General features: G+C 71.8%; 21 protein-coding genes. 3 read left to right on the top strand and 18 right to left on the bottom strand.

What is annotated here, in order from left to right; all coding sequences use genetic code 11:
- The first annotated feature begins 24 nt into the window (after window positions 1-24).
- Window positions 25-423: a DUF6636 domain-containing protein gene (locus tag OM076_RS02270; RefSeq protein WP_270037736.1), complete on the top strand. Its 399-nt coding sequence runs from the start codon at window positions 25-27 to the stop codon at window positions 421-423.
- Entirely contained in the window at window positions 423-1,787 is a 1,365-nt protein-coding gene (locus OM076_RS02265) for a hypothetical protein (protein ID WP_270037735.1), read from the top strand. Before OM076_RS02270 ends, OM076_RS02265 begins: the two co-directional genes overlap by 1 nt.
- Here the strand turns inward: OM076_RS02265 and OM076_RS02260 are convergent.
- Genes OM076_RS02260 through OM076_RS02180 form a run of 17 tightly spaced genes read right to left on the bottom strand, consistent with a single transcriptional unit; the run spans window position 1,777 to window position 19,699 of the window.
- Window positions 1,777-3,978 (bottom strand): glycoside hydrolase family 3 N-terminal domain-containing protein, encoded by a 2,202-nt coding sequence (locus OM076_RS02260; RefSeq protein WP_270037734.1) that lies wholly within the window; start codon window positions 3,976-3,978, stop codon window positions 1,777-1,779. The two genes, OM076_RS02265 and OM076_RS02260, sit on opposite strands and share 11 nt — an antisense overlap.
- A 44-nt stretch (window positions 3,979-4,022) precedes the next feature.
- Window positions 4,023-4,715 (bottom strand): GntR family transcriptional regulator, encoded by a 693-nt coding sequence (locus OM076_RS02255; RefSeq protein ID WP_270037733.1) that lies wholly within the window; start codon window positions 4,713-4,715, stop codon window positions 4,023-4,025.
- A complete protein-coding gene (locus tag OM076_RS02250) occupies window positions 4,708-5,727 on the bottom strand; it encodes a quercetin 2,3-dioxygenase (RefSeq protein WP_270037732.1) in 1,020 nt (339 codons plus the stop codon). Before OM076_RS02250 ends, OM076_RS02255 begins: the two co-directional genes overlap by 8 nt.
- Complete coding sequence (locus OM076_RS02245) at window positions 5,724-6,953, bottom strand: carboxylesterase family protein (RefSeq protein WP_270037731.1); 1,230 nt, start codon at window positions 6,951-6,953, stop codon at window positions 5,724-5,726. The genes OM076_RS02250 and OM076_RS02245 overlap by 4 nt, the downstream gene beginning before the upstream one ends.
- Window positions 6,928-7,650 carry a GntR family transcriptional regulator gene (locus OM076_RS02240; RefSeq protein ID WP_270037730.1) on the bottom strand — a complete coding sequence of 241 codons (723 nt, stop codon included), beginning with the start codon at window positions 7,648-7,650 and terminating at the stop codon, window positions 6,928-6,930. Before OM076_RS02240 ends, OM076_RS02245 begins: the two co-directional genes overlap by 26 nt.
- Window positions 7,651-7,679: 29 nt before the next feature.
- Entirely contained in the window at window positions 7,680-8,954 is a 1,275-nt protein-coding gene (locus OM076_RS02235) for an FAD-binding oxidoreductase (RefSeq protein WP_270037729.1), read from the bottom strand.
- Window positions 8,951-9,655 (bottom strand): SDR family NAD(P)-dependent oxidoreductase, encoded by a 705-nt coding sequence (locus OM076_RS02230; RefSeq protein WP_270037728.1) that lies wholly within the window; start codon window positions 9,653-9,655, stop codon window positions 8,951-8,953. Before OM076_RS02230 ends, OM076_RS02235 begins: the two co-directional genes overlap by 4 nt.
- Window positions 9,652-10,053, bottom strand: coding sequence for a VOC family protein (locus OM076_RS02225; RefSeq protein ID WP_270037727.1), 402 nt, complete (start codon window positions 10,051-10,053; stop codon window positions 9,652-9,654). The genes OM076_RS02230 and OM076_RS02225 overlap by 4 nt, the downstream gene beginning before the upstream one ends.
- The gene (locus tag OM076_RS02220) at window positions 10,050-11,234 is read right to left on the bottom strand and encodes a cytochrome P450 (RefSeq protein WP_270037726.1); all 1,185 of its coding nucleotides are present in this window, start codon (window positions 11,232-11,234) and stop codon (window positions 10,050-10,052) included. The genes OM076_RS02225 and OM076_RS02220 overlap by 4 nt, the downstream gene beginning before the upstream one ends.
- Entirely contained in the window at window positions 11,231-12,334 is a 1,104-nt protein-coding gene (locus tag OM076_RS02215) for an NAD(P)/FAD-dependent oxidoreductase (protein ID WP_270037725.1), read from the bottom strand. Before OM076_RS02215 ends, OM076_RS02220 begins: the two co-directional genes overlap by 4 nt.
- On the bottom strand, window positions 12,334-12,528 hold the full coding sequence (locus tag OM076_RS02210) for a ferredoxin (RefSeq protein ID WP_270037724.1): 195 nt from the start codon (window positions 12,526-12,528) through the stop codon (window positions 12,334-12,336). The genes OM076_RS02215 and OM076_RS02210 overlap by 1 nt, the downstream gene beginning before the upstream one ends.
- Window positions 12,528-13,709 (bottom strand): cytochrome P450, encoded by a 1,182-nt coding sequence (locus OM076_RS02205; protein WP_270037723.1) that lies wholly within the window; start codon window positions 13,707-13,709, stop codon window positions 12,528-12,530. Before OM076_RS02205 ends, OM076_RS02210 begins: the two co-directional genes overlap by 1 nt.
- Before the next feature lies 1 nt (window position 13,710).
- Complete coding sequence (locus tag OM076_RS02200) at window positions 13,711-14,895, bottom strand: cytochrome P450 (RefSeq protein ID WP_270037722.1); 1,185 nt, start codon at window positions 14,893-14,895, stop codon at window positions 13,711-13,713.
- A gap of 35 nt (window positions 14,896-14,930) precedes the next feature.
- Window positions 14,931-16,892 carry an ABC transporter permease gene (locus tag OM076_RS02195; protein WP_270037721.1) on the bottom strand — a complete coding sequence of 654 codons (1,962 nt, stop codon included), beginning with the start codon at window positions 16,890-16,892 and terminating at the stop codon, window positions 14,931-14,933.
- A 21-nt stretch (window positions 16,893-16,913) separates the two neighbouring features.
- On the bottom strand, window positions 16,914-18,194 hold the full coding sequence (locus OM076_RS02190) for an ABC transporter substrate-binding protein (protein ID WP_270037720.1): 1,281 nt from the start codon (window positions 18,192-18,194) through the stop codon (window positions 16,914-16,916).
- A gap of 25 nt (window positions 18,195-18,219) precedes the next feature.
- Complete coding sequence (locus tag OM076_RS02185; protein ID WP_270037719.1) at window positions 18,220-18,942, bottom strand: ABC transporter ATP-binding protein; 723 nt, start codon at window positions 18,940-18,942, stop codon at window positions 18,220-18,222.
- Window positions 18,935-19,699: an ABC transporter ATP-binding protein gene (locus OM076_RS02180; RefSeq protein ID WP_270037718.1), complete on the bottom strand. Its 765-nt coding sequence runs from the start codon at window positions 19,697-19,699 to the stop codon at window positions 18,935-18,937. Before OM076_RS02180 ends, OM076_RS02185 begins: the two co-directional genes overlap by 8 nt.
- A gap of 148 nt (window positions 19,700-19,847) precedes the next feature.
- On the opposite strand from OM076_RS02180, the gene OM076_RS02175 reads away from it, so the two are divergent.
- Window positions 19,848-21,080, top strand: coding sequence for an FAD-dependent oxidoreductase (locus OM076_RS02175; protein WP_270037717.1), 1,233 nt, complete (start codon window positions 19,848-19,850; stop codon window positions 21,078-21,080).
- 9 nt (window positions 21,081-21,089) lie between these two features.
- Here OM076_RS02175 and OM076_RS02170 read toward each other — a convergent pair whose 3' ends face one another.
- Window positions 21,090-21,623, bottom strand: coding sequence for a VOC family protein (locus tag OM076_RS02170; RefSeq protein ID WP_270037715.1), 534 nt, complete (start codon window positions 21,621-21,623; stop codon window positions 21,090-21,092).
- Window positions 21,624-21,645: the final 22 nt, after the last annotated feature.

The following is a 21,645-nucleotide window of genomic DNA, read 5'->3' as shown; positions in this document are numbered from 1 at the left end:
CCCGCGTTCGCGGGTTAGACGTGCATGCTCCTCCCCTTTCGCCTCTCCGCTCCGCTCGCGTTGATCGCGCTCGCGCTGTTCGCCGGTGCGGCGTCCGCCTCGGTCCACGTCACGACCTTCCAAACCCCGTCGCACCGCATCCTCTGCGGGTACGAGCGCGGCGACGACGATCCGGCGCACATCCGCTGCGACCTGCGTTTCCTCGCCGGCCGCGCCGCGTATCTGTGGCCGACCGGCAAGGCGTTCATCGACGGCGCGAATGACGTCATCGCCGACCCGCACACGGCCCCGGTCCTGGCCTACGGCCACAGCCGCCGCTTCGGCCAATTCCGCTGCACGTCGCGGACGACCGGGCTGACCTGCATCAATCGCACCGACCACCACGGCTTCACGGTCTCGCGCGAGCACCGGCGGATGTTCTGATGCGCCGCGCGCTGCTCCCTGCCGCCGCCTTCGCGGCGATGCTCTGCCTGCCCGGCGCCGCCCACGCGAAGTGGGATCCGGTCACCACGCCCGGCGCGAGCAACACCGACGAGGTGAGCCTGCTGCGCACGCCCGACAACCGCCTGCACGTCGCGTGGCGGCGGCAGCCGGACGCGACGAGCTATGAGCTGAATCACACGGTGATCGCGCCCGACGGCGCGGTCGGCGCCGCGCAGGTGATCGCCTCCGGCTGGGCCGGAATCGGGAGCCCGGCGCTGATGCGAACCGCAGCCGGCCAGCTCGAGCTCGTCGCCGCGGCGCAGCACTCGATCGACGCGGGCGACCCGATCCAGAACGTCGCCCACTTCACGTCGTTCGACGGCGGTGGGAGCTGGGTGCTCACGCCGTCCGACGTCGCCACCGGCGCCGGGTTCGCCGATCCGATGAGCGCGCTCGCCGGCACCGACGGAGCGACGCCGTTCTTCGCCTGGGCGACATCTTCCGGCCTGTTCGTGCACCGCGGCACCGACGCCGCGGTCCCGGCCGCCAACCTCCAGGGCGCGAGCTGTTGCGCCTACGAGCCCACGCTGGCCGTCGACGCGAGCGCCGGCCGGCTCGGCGTCGCCTGGTACAGCAACGCCACCGGCCAGAACGGCGTGTGGGCCCAGGCCGTCGACCCGGCCACGGGCGCCCCGGCGGGGCCCGCTGCGCGGATGCCGGGCACCGCCGCCAGCGTCCCGCCGGACCAGCGGATCGCCTTCACGGGTCGCGGCGCGCAGCCGGGCCTCTTCGCGGCCTACAGCGGCGGCGGGCCCGCGGCGAGCAAGGTGCTGGTGTGGACCGTCGGCGGCGGCACCGCGACGCTGGCGCGCTCCGCGTCGGCGGTGCGCGAGCCCGCGCTCACCGTGACGCCCGAGGGCCGCCTGTGGGTCACGTGGGCCGCCGGCAAGCACGTCTACGCCCGCCGCTCGAACCTGACGGCGACGAAGTGGGGAGCCACGACCCAGGTTGCCGTGCGCGCCGGCACCGGCACGGTGTACAAGCTCGCCGCCGACGCGCAGTCGCAGGTCCTCGACGTGCTGGCCGGCTTCGAGCCCACGGGCGCCAACGGCGTGCAGACCTGGCACGACCAGCTGCGCCCGGGTCTCACGCTCGAAGTCTCGGCCGGCCCGATCCACAACCACTTCCGCACGGTCAAGCTGCGCGTGACCGATGCGGGTGACCCCGTCGCGGGTGCCCACGTGACGGTCGGCGGGCAGCACGCGACGACCGGGACGTCCGGCCGCGCCACGATCACCGTCCCCGCCGGGCACTCGCTCGCCGCGACGGCCACCAAGGCCGGCTACGTACGGGCTACGTCGTGAACGTCGTCGTCAGCTCGGCGGTCGAGTCTCCCCCGACCCACACGTCGAACGTCGAGGCGTCCAGGACCCAGTCCCGCACCGCCGCGTTCCAGTAGCGCAGCTCCGCCGGGCCGAGCGTGAAGCGGACCGTGCGCGACTCACCGGCCTCGAGCGTCACCCGCTCGAACCCCTTGAGCTCGCGCACCGGCCGCGATGCGCTGCCATGGCGCTGGTGGACGTAGAGCTGGACGACCTCGTCCGCCGTGCGCGAACCCACGTTGGCGACCTGCACCGAGACGGTCTCGCCGTCCATCGCGAGGTCGCTGTACGCGAAACGCGAGTAGCTCAGGCCATGCCCGAACGGGAAGAGCGGCGTGCTCTCCTCGTCCCAGTAGCGCCGCCACTGCTTCTCCGGCTCGTGCGAGATCGTGTGCGAGTAGACCAGCGGCACCTGACCCACGGTCCGCGGCCACGTGAACGGGAGCCTGCCGCCCGGCGAGACGTCGCCGAACAGGAGGTTGGCGACCGCCTCGCCGCCGCGCGTGCCGGGATACCAGATATCGAGGATCGCGGGAACGTGTTCGGCGGCCCAGCGCAGGTCGAGCGGGCGGCCGTTCATGACCAGCAGCACGATGGGCGTGCCCGTCGCGGCGACCGCCTGCAGCAACTCGAGCTGGCGGCCGGGAAGGTCGAGCGAGGAGCGTGACGCCGCCTCGCCGATCATGTTCTGCCACTCGCCCACCACGACCACCGCGACGTTGGCAGCACCCGCGACGGCGACCGCGTGCGCGAACTCGGCCTCGTCGTCGAAGTCCTCCGGATCCTCCGGCGTGTTGTCGCCGAACATGTCGAACATCGACGGGAACACACGCTGCGTCGGGCGCAGGCCGGGGGCGAACGAGACATCCCCCGCACGCCCGATGATGCCGTCGAGCACCGTCACGGTCTCGGCGAGGTCGAAGTCGAAGCACCAGGGGCCGAGCGTGTCACGGGCTGACGCCGCGAGCGGGCCGAGCACCGCGATCGAGGTGCCCGGATCCAGCGGCAGCAGCCCGCCGGCGTTTCGCAGCAGCACCGCCGACCGCTCCGCCGCCACCCGCGCGACCTCGCGGTGCGCGGGATCGGCGAGCACCGCCCGCGCGCGCTCCTCATCGACGTACGGGTGGTCGAACAAGCCCAGCGCGAGCTTGGCCTCGAGCACCCGCCGCACGCTCGCGTCGAGCGTCGTCTCGTCCACGTCGCCCCGCGCCAGTGCCTCCGGCAGATGCGCGTAGGCCGGATCGGCGATCGCCATCTCCATGTCGGTGCCCGCGTTCAAGGCCCGTGCGGCCGCATCGGCCAGATCCGAAGCGAAGCCGTGCGTGACGAGGTTGCGCACGGCGTTGGCATCGCTCACCACGAAGCCCTCGAACCCGAGGACCCCGCGGAGGACGTCGGTGAAGAGCCAGCGGTTGCCGGTCGCCGGGATGCCGTTGAGGTCCATGTAGGCGGTCATGACGTTGCCCGCGCCCGCCGCCAACGCCGCCGCGAAGGGCGGGAAGTAGACGTTGTGCAGAGCGGAGTCCGAGATCTCGGCCTCGTCGTAGTCGCGCCCGCCGAGCGCCGCGCCGTAGCCGGCGAAGTGCTTCGGCCCGGCGATCACCCGCTCGGGATCGTCCACCCCGGCGCCCTGGAAGCCGCGCACCTGCGCCGCGGCGACCGCGGCGCCGAGGAACGGGTCCTCTCCCGCGCCTTCGATGATCCGCCCCCAGCGCGGATCGCGGGCGATGTCGACCATCGGCGCGAACGCCCAGTGGATGCCCACGGCGCGCGCCTCGCGGGCGGCGACCGCCTGTCCGCGCTCGATCGTGGCGGGGTCCCACGACGCCGCGAGCGCGATCGGCACCGGCAGGATCGTGCGCAGCCCGTGGATGACGTCGAAGCCGAACAGCGCGGGGATGCCGAACCGGTTGCCTTCCGTCGCGAGCCGCTGCAGGCGGTTGATCTGGGCCGGATCGGTGACGAACAGCAGCGAGCCCACCTCGCCGCGCGACACCGCGGCCTCGACCGCCGCGGACTGGCCGCCGCTGCTCTCCCCCGCCCCGTCGCCGAACGAGAGCTCGCGCTCGAAGCCGAAGTAGAAGTACTGGGTGAGCTGGCCGGCCTTCTCCGCCGGCGTCATCTCGGCGATCAGCGCATCCGCCCGTGACCGGATCGTCTGCTGGTCGGCCATGTCACACCGCTCCTCCCGTGGACTGCCCCGAATCCTCCCAGACGTCAGCGCGCGACGTCGCCCACCGTGTCGCGCAGCAGCCCCGGATCGTGGGCCGGGTCGAGCAGCTCGATCAGCTCGAACGCGGTCCGCGCGAAGTGCTCCGCGAGCAGGCGGCCCGCCAGCTCGCGATCGCCGGCCTTGCAGGCGTCGAGGATCCCGCGATGGTCCTTGGTCGCCCAGGCGCTCGGCCCGTGGCCGATGTGCATGCGCCGGTAGCGCTCGGCGTGATCGAGCAACTGCGTGAGGACCGCGGTGAAGCGCTCGCCCGCGGGCGCCGTGAGCCCGCGGTGGAACGCCTGGTGCGGGACCGTCCAGCGGCGATAGTCGAGCGCCTGCGCGAAGTGGGCCATCTCGGCGATCGAGCCCTCCAGGCGCGCCAGGTCCTCGGCCGTCATGCGCGGCACGGCGAGACGGATCGCCTCGGCCTCGAGGGTGACCCGCATCACGTAGAGCTCCTCGAGGTCGCGCGCGGACACCGGCGCGACGCGCACGCGGCGGTTGCGCTCGGCGTCGACCAGGCCTTCGCTCTGGAGCATCCGCAGCGCCTCGCGCAGTGGCGTGCGGCTGATGCCGAGCTCGTCGGCCAGCGCGACCTGCGACATCGTCGAGCCGGGGGCGATCTCGCCTTCGAGGATCGCCTCCCGGACGCGCTGATAGACCGCTTCGGTCCCGAGGCCGTTGGCCTCGTCAGGCAAAGGTGACGTCCAGGCCCGCGGCGGCCTCGCGCAGCGCGTCGAGGTCGAGCGCGCCGCCGGTGCCGAAGACGTGCTCCTCGGTCGCGGCGCCCGCGGTCGCGATCAGCTTCTCGAGCCCGCCCGGCGCGCTCATGGTGAGCACCTTCGTGTAGTGGCCTTCGCCGCGGTACGCGTGCTCGGTGCCGGCCGGGATGCTTGCGGTGTCGCCGCGGGTGAGCACGTGCTCGGCGCCGTCGAGCGTCACGCGCAGGCGGCCTTCGATCACCATCAGCGACTCGTAGGTGCGCTCGTGGACGTGGTTCGGCAGCCCCGGGCCCTTGGCCAGCTCGACGGTCGTCATCGTCACGCGGCCCTCCGTCTGGTCGGAGCCGAGCAGCAGCGTCTGCAGCTGGCCGGCCAGCTCGTGCCGCGGGCCTTCGCCCGAGCGCAGGAAGTAGGCCTGCTGCGCGGCGGGAAGCGTGTCGTCGGCGCCGGTGCTCGCCTCGGCGTACTGCGCGTCCTGGCGGTACTTCATCTTGAACTGCTGCTCGGCCTGGCCGAACTTCGCGAACGGCGGCGGGCCCTTAGGACCCTGCGGGAACGCGGCGGTGCCGAACGGCTCGCCGGTGAGGTCGAAGAACCGGTCCCACCCGCCGGGGACGATCGGGCCGACGAACGTCGAGTGATGCCCGCGCAACTGGTAGGCGTGCAGCGTCCCGGGCGGGATGAAGCCGAAGTCGCCGGGCGCGAGCACGCGGCTCTCGTCGTCGGCCCACAGCTGGATCGCCCCGCGCAGGCAGTAGAAGAACTCGTACTCCTCGTCGTGGTAGTGCAACGGGATCGGCCGGTCCGCGCGAGGGCCGTCGAGGCTCATGACCGACATCGCGCCCGCGGACTCCTCGGCACCGACGAGCGCCCGTCCGACTTCACCGAGGAGCACGTGGGCGCGCCCGCTGCCGGCCTCGATCACGTAGGGCACCGGCTCGCCGGGCAACGTCGTGACCGGGGTCTGCTCCGCGATGAATGTCGTCATGGTGTCGAAGTGTAGACAATTCCTGGAACTGTCGCCAGTCCTGGATCGTCGCCGTGGAGGAACCGTCCCCAGGCCGTCTGCATGGCCTCGGAGACCTCGCGGGTGCGCGCGTCGTCGTGCACGTAGTGGCGGGCGACGTCGCTGGTCCGGAAGGTCCCGAAGAGCAGCGGGACGTCGATCGTGTGCAGCGCGCCCAGGCGCGGATCGTGCGAGGGATGGTCGAGGCGGAACAGGTGGACCTCGCCGCCCGCGGCCGCCCGCTGGAACGCCCAGCGCCGCGTCGGCTCGGTGAACAGCTCGGCGGTGACCTTGCGGACGACCTCGTCCGGCACCGGCGGGTCGCGCTCGACGGCGCGGAAGAGGAACGTCGCCTCGTCGCGGGTGGTGCCGACGAGGACGGGGATCTCCGGCCGCGCGTCGGGCGCGTCGAGCGGCGACACCGGGAGCGTCGCGGCATCGAGCGTCGGCCAGGCGGCGCCGCGGGTCCCGCGCCAGGCGTCCTCGCGCAGCAGCGCCTCGTGCGCGGCCACGACCTCGTCCGCGGGCGCGTCGCGCGCCACTCGCTCCCACAGGTCCGCCGCCCACCGCGCGGAACGTTCCGGGTCGTTGGCGGCCTCGGGCAGCGGCGGCGAGTGCAGGATCGCGCGGCCGAACAGGCCTTCGGCGGCCGGGCAGACGAGCAGGTCGGCGACGTTGGCGGCACCGGCCGACTGCCCGCCCAGCGTGACCCGCGAGGCGTCACCTCCGAACGCGGCGATGTTCTCGCGCACCCACTCGAGCACCGCGACGTGGTCGAGCAGCCCCCAGTTCCCGCCCACCCAGCCGAGCGAGCCGAGCCGGTAGGTGAAGTTGACCACCACGACGTTCGCCGCGCGGGCCAGCGCGGCGCCGTCGTAGATCGACGACCCCGCCCAGCCGATCGTCCAACCGCCCCCGATCGCCCACACCAGCACCGGCCAGGGACCAGGTTCCGGCGGTGTCCAGACGTTGAGGGTCAGGCAGTCTTCGGCGCCCGGCGGGGTGACGCCGTGCGCGAAGGCCGAGATCGGCCGCTTGGGCTGCGGCGCGGGCGGGCCGGGAGCGAAGGCCTCGAGCTCCCCGCTCCACGTCGCCCTCCGCGGCGCGCCGAAGCGCTGCGCCGTCGCGTACGGGATGCCGAGATAGGCGCCGTCACGGCCGCGGACGCGACCGCCGGCGAGCTCAACGCTTGCGCTTCGGCCGGGCACCCACGTCCTCGAGCGTCTGCCGCAGGCGCGCGCCGTCGTAGCCCGGCTCGAGCAGCTCCATCACGTCGAACGCGGTCGCCGAGAGGTGCTCGGCCAGCAGCCGCCCGCTCAGTTCGCGGTCGCCGGCCTTGGTGGCGTCGAGGATCTCGCGGTGCCCCGCCGTCAGCCACGCCTTCGGCGAGCGCGCGATGTGCATGCGCCGGTAGCGCTCGAAATGATCGGAGAGCTGGGACAGCATGGCGTTGACGCGGTCGCCGGCGGCGGCGGTCAGCCCGCGGTGGAACGCGGTGTGCGGCTGCGTCCAGCGCTCGTAGTCCTTGGCCGCGGCGAAGTGCGCCATCTCGGCGAGCCGGCCTTCCAGCGCGGCGATCGCCTCCGGCTCCAGCCGGTTCACCGACAGCCGGATCGCCTCGGTCTCCAGCGCCACGCGCATCACCACGAGCTCCTCGAGGTCGGTGGCGGAGATCGGCTTGACGGTCACGCGGCGGTTGGCCTGCGCGTCGACGAGGCCTTCGCTCTGCAGCATCCGCAGCGCCTCGCGCAGCGGGGTGCGGCTGACGCCCAGCTCGTCCGCGAGCGCGACCTGCGACATGATCGCGCCTGGAGCGATCTCCCCTTCGAGGATCGCCTCGCGCACTCGCCGGTAGACCTGCTCGACGTTGTCGCGGCGGGCGGCGCCCTCGGCTGGCGTGCTCATGCGGCCGAGCCTAGCTGGCCGTGCCGTCGTCATCGGCCCATCTCGTAGCTCACGAACAGTCCGTCCGGATCACGCCGTGCCCGGATCTCCTCCAGGCGCGCGCGGTTGGGCTCGGCCATGAAGGCGTCGGGGCGCCGCGAGAAGTCCGAGTCGCCGAGATAGACCCCGTCCCCCACTTCCGCCAGCCGCGCGTGGTGGCCGTGGACCCAGTCGCGATGGCGCTCGTCGGCGGCGGCGTCGGACCAGATCGCGTAGGTCGCAAGGTAGACGTTGCGCTCCAGCGAGAACGCCATGTCGGGAAGCCGGCGGGCCGGCGCCCAGCCGTACCAGATCGAGAACGAGTGCTCGGTGGGCAACTCCGCGTAGAGGTCGCGGAGAAGCGGGTACAGCGTCGCCGCGTCCGCGTCGGTCCACTGCGAGTCCGCCGCGTAGCGATAGCCCTCGGGGTTCTGCAGGGTCATCGCGACGTTCTCCTCCGCGATCGTCGTCGGGCCGTGGAAGTGCTCGAGCGCACGGCACGGCACGGTGTCGAGCAGCGGGTCCTGGTCGCCGGTGAACGTGGTGTGCAGCAACAGCACCGTCTCCGGTCGCCCCACCCGCGTGGCGGCGACGACCGGCTCGACCGCGACGCCGAGCTGGGGCAGCACGTCATGGAGCCAGTGCAGCAGCGGCTCGAGGTCGTCGAGGGCGAAGACCCGCGTGTCGTGGAACATCGGCTCGGCGGGATGCGTGCGCAGGTGGAAGCGGGTGACGACGCCGAAGAAGCCGGGGCCGGAGCCGCGTGCGGCCCAGAAGAGGTCGGCGTGCTGCGCTTCGTTGGCGTGCACCAGCTCGCCGTCCGCGGTGACGACGTCGATGCCCACGACGTTCTCGCACCCCCAGCCCCAGCGGCGGCTGTTCCAGCCCTGCCCGCCCTGCAGCAGGAAGCCGCCCAGGCCGACCGTCTCGCAGTGGCCGCCGGGGAACATCCGCCCGTGCTCGGCGAGGAACGGCGTCAGCTCCACGCCGCCCTTGACCGCGGGGCTCGCCGTGGCGATGCCGGTGTCCGCGTCGAAGGTCAGCTCGCGCATGCCGCCGAGGTCGATCAGCAGCGCGCCGTCGCGCACGCTCCACGCCGCCCAGCTGTGCCCGCCGGAGCGGATCGACACCTGCCGGCCGCGCGTACGGGCGAGCCGCACCGCGTCCACCACTTCGGCCTCGGTCTCGGGGAAGACGACGCCGGCGGGTGTGCGTGACGGCTTGCGCGCGTTGAACACCCGCCCCACGGCCGCCTCGCGGAACCCCGGATCGCCGGGCGCGATCACACGATCACCGACTGCCCGCCGTCGACGACGATGTCGATCGCGTTCAGGTACGCCGCGTCGTCGGAGGCGAGGAAGAGCGCGACCTTGGCGACGTCCTCCGGCTGCCCGAGCCGGCCGAGCGGGTGCGACTCGCGCATCCCGTGCATCGGATGCGACGGGTCCTCGAAGAACTCGGCGATCTGCGGCGTCACGATCAATCCCGGCGAGATCGAGTTCGCGCGGATGCCGTGGCGCGCACCCGAGGCGGCCAGATGCCGCGTCAGCGCCAGCACGCCGCCCTTCGCGGCGCCGTGCGCGGCCTGCTCCTGGAAGACCGCGCCGCGCCACGCGGACACCGACGCGGTGTTGATGATCAGCCCCCGGCTCGCTTGCAGGTGCGGCCAGGCGGCCTTGGTCACCGTGAAGATCAGGTCGAGCTCGTTGCGCAGCGTGAACTGCCACGCGTCCCACGTCAGCTCGTCGAACGGACCCACGCGGGTCGCGGACGCGTTGTTGTAGAGCACGTCGATCCTCCCCACCTCGGCGACGCCGCTTTCGATCCACGCCGCCGCCTGCTCCGGGTCGGCGAGGTCGATCCCGTCGGTCTTGATGTCACACCCGACGACGACGGCGCCTTGGGCCTCGAACAACGCGGCCGCCGCGGCGCCTTGCCCGCCCGCGGTGCCGGTGATGAAGCAGACCTTGCCGGCGAGGCGGTTCACGCCCGCTCCACCAGCTCGACGAGGTTGCCCTCCGGGTCGGCCAGGAACGCGAAGCGCACGCCCGGCTCGGGCGACGGCCGCGGCGAGACCTTCTCGACCGCACCCGCTTCCAGCGCCCGCGCGAACAGCGCGTCGATGTCAGGCGCATTGACCGCGAAGTGCCCGTAGCCGCGGGTGGCGAGCGCGTCGATCGGGCTCTCCGCACGCAGCCCGCCAGATGAATCCGGGCGCTCGAACAGCTCGAGCCGCCCGCCGGTCTCCAACCGCAGCATCACGCCACGGATCTCGCCGAGGACGAACGGGAACTCCGCCTCGAACCCGAACACGCGGCCGTAGAACGCTGCCGCGGCATCGAGGTCCCCGACCGACAGGCCGGCATGGTCGAGCGCGACGGTCATGCCGCGGGGACCACCGTCGTGGGCAGCGCCGCCAGTCCGCGGACGGCGTTGTTGAGCCGCCGCTGCGGGGTGCCGCACTCGAAGGACTCGACGCGGCGTGCGAGCGCGCTCAATATCGCGTGGGCCTCGATGCGGGCGAGGCCCTGGCCGGCGCATCCATGGACCCCGTAGCCGAACGCTACGTGCCCCGAAGCGTCTCTTCGGATGTCAAAACGGTCCGCGTCAGCCCACCGGCGCTCGTCACGGTTGGCCGAGCCGTAGAGGAGCAGCACGCGAGCGCCCTCGGGCACCCGCGCGTCATCGAACGCGACGTCGCGCCGGACCGTTCGCGCGAAGCCTTGAACCGGGGACTCCAGGCGCAGCACCTCCTCGAACGCGGGACCCACCAGCGACGGATCGGCGCGCAGCGCACGCCACTGTTCCGGCTGGCGAGCGAAGAGCCAGATCGCGTGACCGATCGCGTTGATCGTCGTATCCATCCCGGCGAACAGGTAGGTCATCAGCAGCCGCAGGCCTTGGCGCTCGGACACGATCCCGGCGTCGATCGCCTCGTACACGGTCGCGCCGAAGCTGCCCGGCGCGAGCCGGTCCCGCGTCGCGTGCTCGCGCACGTAGGCGAGGCTCTCGTCGTGGACGCCGAGTGAGTCGAGCGCGCGCTCGTTGGCCGGGCCGAAGAGGTTGAAGTTCCGGTTCGCGCGGTCCAGGAACCGCTCGCGCCCCTCCTGCGGGACGCCGACCAGGTCGGCCACGACGCTGACGGGGAAGACCTGCGCGAGGTCGGCGACGGCGTCGAACGACCCGCGCGCGACGACCTCGGCGACGAGCGCGTCGGCGCGGGCCTCGATGTCCGCGCGCAGCGGCCGCAGCGCGCGCGGCGCCAGCCGCTCGGCGAGCACGGAGCGCAGGACGTCGTGCTCTGGCGGGTCGGAGGCGATCACCGAGCCCGCGTACAGGCGGTCGAACTGGGGCGCGATCGAGACGCCCGCGGCGGACGAGAAGGTCTCCCAGTCCCCCAGCGCTCTGCGCACCTCGGCGTAGCGTGGCAGCGCGTAGACGCCGTGACGCTCGAGATAGACGGCGCTGCCCGCCCCGCGCAGCTCGGCGTACGCCGAGTAGGGGTCGGTGAGGGTCGCGTCGTCGTAGAGGTCGCGCGACGTCGACGGCGCGTGGAGCGTCGTCATGGAAGCGCGACCTCCCGCGGCGCCGCAAGGCGCTTGAGCTTGCCCAGCGGCATGCGGTGGTTGATCGTCGCGGCGGCCTCCGGCCAGCGCAGGACGGCGTCTCGCTCGGCCACCGAGCCCTCGAGGACGACCGGCTCGCCGTGGACCGGCAGCGGGCCGCAGACCTTGATCTCGAGCCCGTGGCCCTCGGTCCAGTAGTAGGGCACCGCGTTGAGCGCCGGTGCCGCGTCGCCGTGCAGCAGCGCGGCCGCCGCCACCCGCGCCTGATCGACGGCGCTCGCCCAGTGGGGCGTGCGCAGGCCGCCGACCGCCGCGATATCGCCGGCGGCCACGATGCCAGGCGCAACCCGGCAGCGATCATCAACGACCACTGGCCCGCGGAGGCCCAGCCACCCGCTGTTGGGGACGTCGCCGACCGCCGAGATCACGATGTCACCCTCCTCGACGCTGCCATCCCCGAGTTGCACGCCGTGCACAGGGCTGCCGAGCAGCCGCGCGTCGCCGGCGGCGACCTTGATGCGCACGCCCGCATCGAGCGCCGCCTCGGTGATCAGGCGGCCGAGGTACTCGCCGAGAACGCGTTGCAGCGGTGGCTCGCGATCGACGACGGTCACGTCAAGCCCGAGCACGCGGCAGGTCGAAGCGATCTCCATCCCGAGGAAGCCGGCGCCGACGATCAGCACGTTCGGCCGCGCCCTGAAGGCCGCTTGCAACGCGAGGCAGTCGTCCAGCGTCCGCAGCCGGTACTCACCCGTCTGGTCAGGCGCAACGAGCGAGCGAGCGCGACCACCGGTCGCGATCACGAGCCCGTCGTAGGGCACGCGTTCGCCATTCTCGAGCTCGACGACCTGCCGCTCGCGGTCGAGCGCCACCGCCGTCGTGCCGATGCGCAGCTCGATGTCATCCTCCGGCGGGACGAGCCGCACCGTCTCTGGCGGCTCCGCCCCCGTCAGCACGCCCTTGGACAGCGGCGGGCGGGTGTACGGCGCGTGTGACTCGCCGCCGACGATCGTGATCGCGCCCTCGTAGCCCTGCACGCGCAGGGCATCCGCGGCGGTAAGACCGGCCAGCGACGCGCCCACGACGACGACACGGTCCATCAGTCGGTACGCACGGTCAGCGCGGCCACCGGGCACAGGCGGACCGCGCTTTCGGCCTTGCGCCGCAGCTCGTCCGGGATGCGGTCCATCAGGATCTCCAGCTCGCCGTCGTCGTCGAGTCGGAAGACCTCCGGGCAGGCGTCCTCGCACATCCCGTGTCCCTCGCAGCGCGCGCGATCGACCTCGACGCGCATCAGCTCGTCCTCGTCGCGATCGGTAGGCGCTCGAGTCCGCGGACGGCGTTGTTGAGATGCCGCGACGGCTCACCCGCGAGCTCGAGGAATTCGACGTGCCGGACGAGCGCGCCCAGCACCGCCGGGCCTTCGATCCGGGCAAGGCCCTGGCCGGCGCAGCCATGGATGCCGCCGCCGAAGGCGACGTGGTCGAGCGGGTTGCGGCGCACGTCGAAGCGATCGGCGTCCGCGTAGTGGCGCTCGTCGCGGTTGGCCGCCCCGAACAGCAGCATCACGCGATCGCCGGCGTCGAGCTGCACGCCGCCGACCTCGGTCGGGCGCGTCACGCCGCGGCAGAAGAAGCTGACCGGCGACTCGTAGCGCAGCGCTTCCTCGTACGCCGAGCGCACCAGCGACGGGTCCTCGCGCAGCGCGGCCCACGTGTCCGGACGCTCGGCGAGGAGCCAGATCGCGCTGCCGATCGAGTTCACGGTCGTGTCCATCCCGGCGACGATGAACGCGTTCATCATCTGGATCGCGTCCGGCTCGGAGATGTCCCCGCGGTCCGCCGCCGCATAGACGGCCGCACCCCAACTCCCCGGCGCGATCGTCTCGCGCGTCATCACCTGTGCGATATAGCCGCCGATCTCCGGCAGCCGCGACCACGATGCCTGCGTGAGCTCGTTCGCGGGCCCGAAGGTGTTGAACGCCGCGTCCGCGAGCGCCAGCAGGGGCTCGCGCGCGTCCTCGGGAAGGCCGACGAGCCGAGCGACGACCTCGACCGGGAACCGCCGGGCGAGGTCCTGCACGGCGTCGTACGTCCCCCGCTCGACCAGCCCGGCCACGACGGCGTCCGCCTGCGTCTCGATGTCAGCTCGCAGCGTCCGCAACGCGCGCGGCGAGAGCTGCTCGGAGAGCACGGCACGCAAGGTCGTGTGGCGCGGCGGATCGCTGCCGAGGATCGAGTGGCGGGCGGCCTCCATGTCCGGTCGCTCGGGTTCCAGGGCCGGGACCGGCGCCGACGAGAACGTCTGGTGGTCGCGCAGCATGGCGAACACCTCGTCGTAGCGAGGGATCGCCCAGACGCCGTAACGGTCGAGGTAGACCGCCGGCCCCCGCTCGCGCAGTGCCGCGTAGGCCGCCCACGGCTCCTCGAGGACCGCGGTGGAGAAGAGGTCGATGTCGACGCCGGCGATGCTCATGTCAGCCCCTCGTGACGCGCACGTCGAGCGAGTCGAGTCCGTGCACCAGGTTGTTCAGGAACGGCGTGCCGTCGCCCGCCTCGAAGCGCTCGACGCGCCGCGCGAGCGCCGCGAGGATCGCGTGGCCCTCGGCGCGCGCCAGGCCCTGACCGATGCATGCGTGCACGCCGTAGCCGAACGCCAGCTGACGGGTGTTGTCACGCGTGATGTCGAACTCGTCGGGCCGCTCCCAGTACCGCTCGTCGCGGTTTCCCGACGCGTAGGAGACCATCAGATGCGCGCCCGCGGGCACTCGCACGCCGTCGATCTCGACGTCCTCCTCGACGCGCCGGCCGAAGTGGTGCACCGGCGCCTGGATGCGCAGGATCTCGCGGTAGGCGCCGGGGATCAGCTCGGGGTCGTCCCTGAGCGCATGCCACTGGTCAGGGTTCTCGGCGAACAGCTTGATCGCCCAGCCCAGCGAGTGCGTCGTCGTATCGAGCGCGGGCGCGATGTAGGTCGACAGCAACTCGTGGGCGGTCGCGCCGGGAATCGCCCCCCGTTCGACGGCGTCATAGATGTGGGCGGTCCAACTGTCCGGTGTCACCTGGTCGCGGCCGGCCTGCGAGTGCAGCCAGCCGAACATCTCGCCGACGCTCTGCAGGCCCTGCTGCGCCCGCGCGTTCATCGGGCCCAGCGCATTGAACATCGCGCCCGCCCACTCGAAGAAGCGGTCGCGCCCGCTCTCCGGCAGCCCGTTGAGCTCGTAGATGATGCCCATCACGTACGGGCGCGCGAGGTCGTTGACGGCGTCGAACGAACCCCGCTCGACGAGCTCGTCGACCAGGGCGTCGGCGCGCTCGACCACGAAGCCCTCGACCTTCTCCCGCAGCCGCCGCGGTGCGAGGTCGGCGCCGAACACCTCGCGCAGGCGGTGGTGCTGTGGAGGCGACGCCATCAACAGGTTCGTGTCCACGCTCTGCCCGGCCATCTCGTTGAAGACCGAGTTGAGCCCGACCGACAGCGACGAGAACGTCTGCCAGTCGCCGAGGATGCGGCGGACGTCCTCGAAGCGCATCACGGCGTGGAGGTCGTACTCAGGCAGGCGCACGACCGGCCCCACGTCACGGAGTTCGCGATAGATCGCCCAGGGGTCCGCCAGCGCCGCGTCCGAGAACGGGTCCAGGGCCGACTCCGGAATGGTCATGGTCGTGCTCATCGGACTTCCTCCGGTGTTCTGGGTCATCGCTCGACGGCGGGACGGGGCGACGCCGGCCGGCGCGAGAGGCGTCGCGTCACGAACTCGCCGAGCTTGACGAGCGGCGGTGGCGGGCTGGCGGCGATTCCGTCCGGCTGCTTGATCGCGGTCAGCGTCAGCAGCACCCCGGCCACGACCGCCTGGTACTTGCCGATGTTCAGCCACTGATCGAGCGCGGTGACCAGCAGGCCGGTGCTCGACAGCATGATCCCGGCGACGACGGCGCCCGAGATGCGTCCGACGCCCGCGACGTAGACGATGGCCAGCAGCGCCAGCGACGTGAACACGCCGAACGACGGCGACGACACCGTCTGCTGCTGGTAGGCGAACAGTCCGCCGCCGAGACCGGCGATGAACGCCGACAGCCCGAACGCGAGCATCTTGGTCCGCGCGACGTCGATACCGACCGCGGCCGCGGCACGCTCGTTGGAGCGCACGGCGATGAACATGCGGCCGGCGGGCGCGTTGCGCAGCCGGGCGACGAGCAGGCCGACCAGGCAGACGACGACCAGCAGGAAGATTCCGAGCCGCACCGCGCTGTCGCCGAGCACCGCCGGCACCGGCACGTCGCTCCCGCGCAGTCCACCGCTGAAGCTTTCGTCGTTGAAGATCAGCGCATCGATCGCAAACGCCGCCGCCAGCGTCACCACCGCGAGGTTGACGCCGCGGATGCGCAGGGCCGGGAGCGCGATCAGCAGACCGAGCGGAACGGCCACGAGCGCCGCGAGCACGAGGGCGAACGGGAACGGGATGCCGGCGCCGCCGGCGAGGTGGGTCAGCTCGAACGCGCTCACCCCCGCGAACGACATCTGCGCGAGCGACACCTGCCCGACGTAGCCCGTCAGGACCACGAGCGAAAGCGCGAGGCAGATCGTCACCAGCGAGGCCATGAAGGCCGCCTGGAGCGATCCGTGCAGTGAGACGAGGACGATCAGTCCGACGACGAAGCACGCGAGCGTGGTCGCGTAGGGACGGGTCGGCCGCCCGAGCAGGGGCTGGCGTGCCTCGCCCACCGCGCCCCTGGCTCCCACGCCGCGAGACAGCAGCGTCATCGCGACCATGATCAGCAGGAACGGCAGCGCCTGCGGCAGGCCCTGCTGCGGCAACCACTCCCAGACCGCGAGCAACTTCGTGATCTCCGACTGCAGCATGCCGAGCGCCAGTCCGGCCGCAGCGGCGACGCCGAAGGACGTGAAGCGTGCGACGAGTGCGACGCCGAGCGCGGGGACGATGAACAGCGTGTACGACGAGGGGTCCACGGTCGAGACCGGCGCGATCAGGATCCCGGCGAGCCCGGCGAGGACCGTCGCCAGCACCCAGTTGCCCAGCCCGATGCGGTTCGCCGACAGGCCGACGAGCGCGGCGCCCTGCTCGTTCTCGGCGCTCGCCCGCGTGGCGAGCCCGAAGCGCGTGCGCCGATAGACGACCGACAGGACCGCCGCGACCACGATCACGATCGCCGCGAACCACAGGCGGTCCGAGGGCACGGTCACGCCCGCGAGCTGGATCGGCGAGGACGGCAGGATCGACGGCGTCGACTTCGCCGTGGTCCCGAAGTTGAGGACCGCGATCCCCTGCAGCGCGAGCATCGAGCCGACCGAGGCACAGACCCGCGTCAGCGCAGTGGCGCTGCGCAGCGGCCGGTAGATCACCCAGTACATCGCCGCGCCCAGGAGCGCGGCATAGACGAGCGCGATCACCATCGCCGGGCCGGTCGCAACCGGCGCACCGAGGTCGATCTCGTGCGGGAGGACGATCCAGGGCAGCTCGAGGAGACCGTCGCTGCGCAGGCTCAGGAACACATAGGCGACGTACATCGCCACTGCGCCGTGGCCGAAGTCGACGACGCCCGCGGCCCGGTACTTGAGCACCAGGCCGAGGGCGAGGATCCCGTAGACGGCGCCCGAGCCGAGCCCCAGCATCAGGAAGAGCAGATAGGAGGACATGGTCGGGGGCCGTCTCGAGGACTAGTGCGTCGCCGGCTGGTAGTTGGAGGCGCCGCTCACCCATTCGTCGGTCGCCGGGATGACCTTGCCGTCCTTGACGGTCTTGATCCGCTGATAGGCGTTGCAGATGGCGGCGTTGGCCGGCAGTTGCTTGCCGTCGCACGTGTACTCGTGCGCCATGAAGTTCGGGTGGCTCTGCCCGTCCTTGAAGGCGCCGAGGATCGCGTCGGTATTGAGGTCCTTGACGTCGTTGAGGCGCTCCTGGACATTCATCACCGAGCTGAACGCGGCCTGGGCGAGCGAGTCGAGCACGACGGCCTTGCCGCCGTACTTCTGCATCGCCGCGAGGAACAGGTTCGTGTCGTCCGTGCCGGCGTCGAGCGAATCGAACGGGTCGGCGACGAAGATGCCCTCCGCCGCGTCACCGGCCGCCTTGAGTGCAGGCGGCGCCGTGCAGAGCTCGATGCCGGCGAGCTTCGCCGTGTTGCCGACCGCCTTGAGGGCCTTGAGGATCTGCGGGCAGGCGTTGGGCGTGTTGACGTAGATCAGATCGGGCTGAGCCTGGATCGCCGAGGCCGCAACGGACGAGAGGTCGCCGGTGCTCTCCGGCACGGGGATCGGCTTGGTGTCCACGCCCTGCGACTTCAGGGAGGGGGTGATCACGCCGACGCCGATGGCCTTGCCCTGCGTGTTGTCGGTGTACAACACGACGGCCTTCTTGGGATGGAACTGATCGACGGCGTACTTGGCGGCCGCGAGGTTGTCGCCGATCGAGATCGAGATGAACTCGACCGAGTTGGGCGCGTTGCTCTCCACCGGGGTGAACGGGACGCCGCCGAGGTAGGCGAGCTTGGCCTTCTCATAGATCGGGAAGGAGCCGGGGCCGCCGATGTCAGCGCCGCCGAGGATGAACGCCGGCTTCTTGTCGACCACCTGGCCCGCACAGCGCGCCGAGGTCGCGGGCTGGCCGTCGGTCGCGCACAGCTCGAGCTGCACCGGATGGCCGCCGATCCCGCCCTTGTAGTCATTGATGTACGAGACAGCGGCCTTCGCCGCCGCGCTGTACTCGGGGAAGGCCACCGGCCCGGACTCGAGGTTGAGCAGCCCGACGGTGATCGGTGTGCCGCTGGCCTTGTTCTCGCTGCCGAGCGCCGCCGCCGCAGGCGTCGCGGTCGCTGCCGGCGCGCTCGAGTCGCCCTTGCTCGCCGACGACGAGGAGTCGTCGCCTCCGCACCCGGCGAGCACTGCGCCCGCGGCCGCGACGGCCGCGAAGCAGGCCATCCAATTCCCGGTCGTCTTCATGTCTCTCCTCATTCGATCCGTTGGTTCAGGCGGCCGCGACCGCGGCATCGCCCAGGTAGCTGGAGCGCAACAGCTCACGCCGGCCGCGCAGGTCCGCGGCGGCGCCCTCGAGCACGAGCCGCCCGTGGCTCAGCACGTACGCGCGATCGGCGACCTCGAGCGCCAGCGAGACGTGCTGCTCGACGAACAACACGCCGGCGCCGATGTCCGCGGCCACACGGCGCAGGATCGGCAGGAGCCGCTCGACGATCACGGGCGCCAGGCCAAGGCTCATCTCATCGACCAGCAGCAGCCGCGGGGCGCTGACCAGGGCGCGACCGACCGCGAGCATCTGCTGCTCGCCGCCGGACAGGACACCCGCTTTGCGGTCCAGGCACTTGCTCAGCTCGGGCAGCAGCTCGAGCAGCTGATCGCGCTGGAGGCTCCCTTTGGTCTCGGCCAGCTTCAGGTGCTCGCGGACGGTCAGGCCGAAGAACAGCGAGCGGCCTTCGGGCACGAGCGAGATGCCGCGGCGCGCGAGCTTGTACGCGCGCACGCCGCCGATGTCCTCGCCGTCGAGCTTCACCGCGCCGCCGATGCACGGCAGCAGCCCGGCGATCGTGCCGAGTGTCGTCGTCTTGCCGGCGCCGTTGGGGCCGAGCAGCGCGACAACCTCACCGCGATCGACGTGCAGCGAGAGATCGCGGACGACCGGCGAGCCCTGGTATCCCGCGTCGAGCGACTCGACGCGCAGCAGCGCCTCAGGCATGCGACTCCTCCTTGTGGCCGCCGAGGTAGGCGGCGACCACCGCGTCGTCGTTGCGGATCTGCTCGGGTGTGCCGCGCGCGATGACCTGGCCGAAGTCGAGCACGACGACCTCGTCGCAGACGCTCAGCACCAGCCCCATGTCGTGGTCGACGAGCAGGACGGTGACGCCCTGTTCGGGCAGGCCGCGCAGATGCTTTCCGAGCTCGATCGACTCATCGGTGTCAAGGCCGGCGGCCGGCTCGTCCATCAGCACGAGCCGCGGGCGCTGCGCCAGCGCGCGGGCGACGCCGACGAGCTTGCGGCGGCCATGCGACAGCTCCGTCGGCAGCCGATCGGCGACGTCGGTCAGCCCGCAGAGCTCGAGCGCCCAGTCGACGTCCTCGCGTCCGTGCGTCGCGATCGGGAGCAGCAGGTCGCGCAGTGCCTGGAGCACACCCATGCGCTGGCTGGCGACCAGCAGGTTCTCCTCGACGGTCAGATCGTCGAAGAGCTCGACCGACTGCCAGGTGCGGACGAGGCCGCGGCGCGCCCGCAGGTGCGGACGCAGCGACGTGATGTCGTCGCCGGCGAACACGACGGTGCCGTGCGAGGGCGCGTGGTAGCCGGTGAGCGCGTCGATCGTCGACGTCTTGCCGGCGCCATTGGGGCCGATCAGGCCGACGACCTTCCCCTCGGGGACGGTCAAGTCGACATCGTTGACGGCGGTGACACCGCCGTACGTGACGCGCAGCGCGTCGACGCTCAGTAGGGCAGTCAAGTGGCTCTCTCCTCGGTTACCGGCGACCGCGGCCGGCACGCCAACTGTACACACACTTGCACAAGTGTGTCCAGTTTTTAGTGTGGGATGCACGACGTCGACGGCCTCCGACTTGCATACGAAGCGCATAACTGCGTACAGTTTGCGCATGGAGAAACCGCTGCACGTCCTGATCGCCGGCGGAGGACTGAGCGGGCTCTGCCTCGCCCAGGGGCTTCGAAAGAGCGGGCACACCGTCGAGGTCTTCGAGCGCGACCCCGACCACCGCCGCCGCACGGGCTACATGCTGCACATGAACGCCTTCGGCGGAGAAGGCCTGCGCACGTGCCTACCCGACGACCTGTACGAGCTGTACCTCGAGACGTCGCGTGCCACGCCGACCCGCCGCGAGTCGATCGTCCTCGACAGCCGGCTCAATGAGCTGAGCGCGCAGCCGCACCTCGGCCCGCCCAACGACGGGCCCCGCCCGCACACCGGCGTGCACCGCCGCACGCTGCGCCAGATCCTCCTCGCGCGCATCGAGGACGCCGTCCAGCTCGGCAGCCCCGCGGCGAGCTATGAAGAGCTGGAGGACAGCGTCCGGCTCGTGCTCGCCGACGGGAGCACCGCCGAGGGCGACGTGCTCGTCGGCGCCGACGGCATCCGCTCCGCGATCCGCGCACAGCGCCTCCCCGCGGCGCAGGTCATCGAGGCAACGGTCGACGGCATCGGCGTGTACGGACGCTCCCCCTTGCCGCCCGATGTCATCGCCGACCTGCCTGAGCTCCTGCTCCAGGGCGTGATCATCGTCACCGACATGCGGGGCAACCGCCTGCTGCTCGGCCCGTTCCAGCCGCGTCGCACGATCGCCGACGCGCCTGCCGACCTCGCGCCGGACGTCGAACTGGACGCCGTCGAGCCGTACATCATGGTCAGCTGCAGCCTCATGCCCGGCACCGTCGTCCCACCCGCACGCGAGTGGACCGCGGAAACGGCGCCGATGCTGCGCACTTCGATGCAACAGGTCGTCGGCGACTGGCATCCCGCCTTGCGGGGCATCGTGGAGCGCATCGACCTCGAATCGATGTTCTCGATCCCGTTCGGGCGCCTCGACCCGCCCGACCCGTGGACACCGTCGCGCGTGACGCTGATCGGCGATGCCGCGCACGCCATGCTGCCCACGCTGGGCATGGGTGCCAACCTGTCATTGCGCGACGCAGGCGCACTCTGCCGGCGCCTTGAAGCCTTCGGCCGCGGCGAGCAGGACCTGCTTGGAGCGATCGGCGCCTACGAGGACGAGATGCGCAACATCGTCTACCCGTTCATGCGGATGACGGCCGAGCACGACAAGCACTTCGGCGGCGGCGCCCTGCAACGCGACCGCCAGCCGGCGGGCGCGTAGCGCGCTCGGCTAGACCGCGGGGGACGGGGCCGGCGCGAGGCGGAACGGGTCGTTGCCATCCCAACCGTCGGCCGCTTCGCGCAGCATCGCGTAGAAACCGAGGAGTTCCGGGACGCGCTGCAGCACTTCCACGGGGTGACCGAACGGTGCACCCTCCAACCACACCGCGGACACCGGCCCGCTCCGGCCGGTGTGGAAGGGGCGCAGCCCCGCGGCCTGCAGGCGCCGGACCTCGTCGTCGAGATCGTCGGCGAGCCACGCGACGTGCCCGAGGCCGGCGCCGGCCGGCGTGAGGGCGCGCTCCAGGCCGTGCGGCTGCGCCTCGTGGACCTGTGTGAGCTCCACGAGGATCGGACCCCACGCACCGAAGGCGGACGAGTGGTCATAGACCGCGGGAGCGCCGTCGAACGTGACTTCGTCGAAGGCGACGTGCTCGATGGCGTAGAAGGGCCCGGCGCCGAAGTCGCGGGCGAAGGCCTCGACGCCGGCGCGGAGCTCGTCGACCACATAGCCAAGATGATGGACCGGCGGGATAACTTGCATACACAAACCCTACATGCATATA

The organism is Solirubrobacter ginsenosidimutans, from assembly GCF_027587205.1.
The sequence above is the reverse complement of the archived record's forward strand: the minus strand, read 5'-3'. Positions and strand labels throughout refer to the sequence as shown.

Bases quoted from the DNA above. Each gene is read 5' to 3' on its own strand.
- OM076_RS02270 (WP_270037736.1), top strand. From the start codon at position 25: ATGCTCCTCCCCTTTCGCCTCTCCGCTCCGCTCGCGTTGATCGCGCTC.
- OM076_RS02265 (WP_270037735.1), top strand. From the start codon at position 423: ATGCGCCGCGCGCTGCTCCCTGCCGCCGCCTTCGCGGCGATGCTCTGC.
- OM076_RS02260 (WP_270037734.1), bottom strand. From the start codon at position 3,978: ATGGCCGACCAGCAGACGATCCGGTCACGGGCGGATGCGCTGATCGCC.
- OM076_RS02250 (WP_270037732.1), bottom strand. From the start codon at position 5,727: ATGACGACATTCATCGCGGAGCAGACCCCGGTCACGACGTTGCCCGGC.
- OM076_RS02240 (WP_270037730.1), bottom strand. From the start codon at position 7,650: ATGAGCACGCCAGCCGAGGGCGCCGCCCGCCGCGACAACGTCGAGCAG.
- OM076_RS02225 (WP_270037727.1), bottom strand. From the start codon at position 10,053: ATGACCGTCGCGCTCGACCATGCCGGCCTGTCGGTCGGGGACCTCGAT.
- OM076_RS02220 (WP_270037726.1), bottom strand. From the start codon at position 11,234: ATGACGACGCTCCACGCGCCGTCGACGTCGCGCGACCTCTACGACGAC.
- OM076_RS02215 (WP_270037725.1), bottom strand. From the start codon at position 12,334: ATGGACCGTGTCGTCGTCGTGGGCGCGTCGCTGGCCGGTCTTACCGCC.
- OM076_RS02210 (WP_270037724.1), bottom strand. From the start codon at position 12,528: ATGCGCGTCGAGGTCGATCGCGCGCGCTGCGAGGGACACGGGATGTGC.
- OM076_RS02205 (WP_270037723.1), bottom strand. From the start codon at position 13,709: ATGAGCATCGCCGGCGTCGACATCGACCTCTTCTCCACCGCGGTCCTC.
- OM076_RS02200 (WP_270037722.1), bottom strand. From the start codon at position 14,895: ATGACCATTCCGGAGTCGGCCCTGGACCCGTTCTCGGACGCGGCGCTG.
- OM076_RS02195 (WP_270037721.1), bottom strand. From the start codon at position 16,892: ATGTCCTCCTATCTGCTCTTCCTGATGCTGGGGCTCGGCTCGGGCGCC.
- OM076_RS02190 (WP_270037720.1), bottom strand. From the start codon at position 18,194: ATGAAGACGACCGGGAATTGGATGGCCTGCTTCGCGGCCGTCGCGGCC.
- OM076_RS02185 (WP_270037719.1), bottom strand. From the start codon at position 18,942: ATGCCTGAGGCGCTGCTGCGCGTCGAGTCGCTCGACGCGGGATACCAG.
- OM076_RS02175 (WP_270037717.1), top strand. From the start codon at position 19,848: ATGGAGAAACCGCTGCACGTCCTGATCGCCGGCGGAGGACTGAGCGGG.
- OM076_RS02170 (WP_270037715.1), bottom strand. From the start codon at position 21,623: ATGCAAGTTATCCCGCCGGTCCATCATCTTGGCTATGTGGTCGACGAG.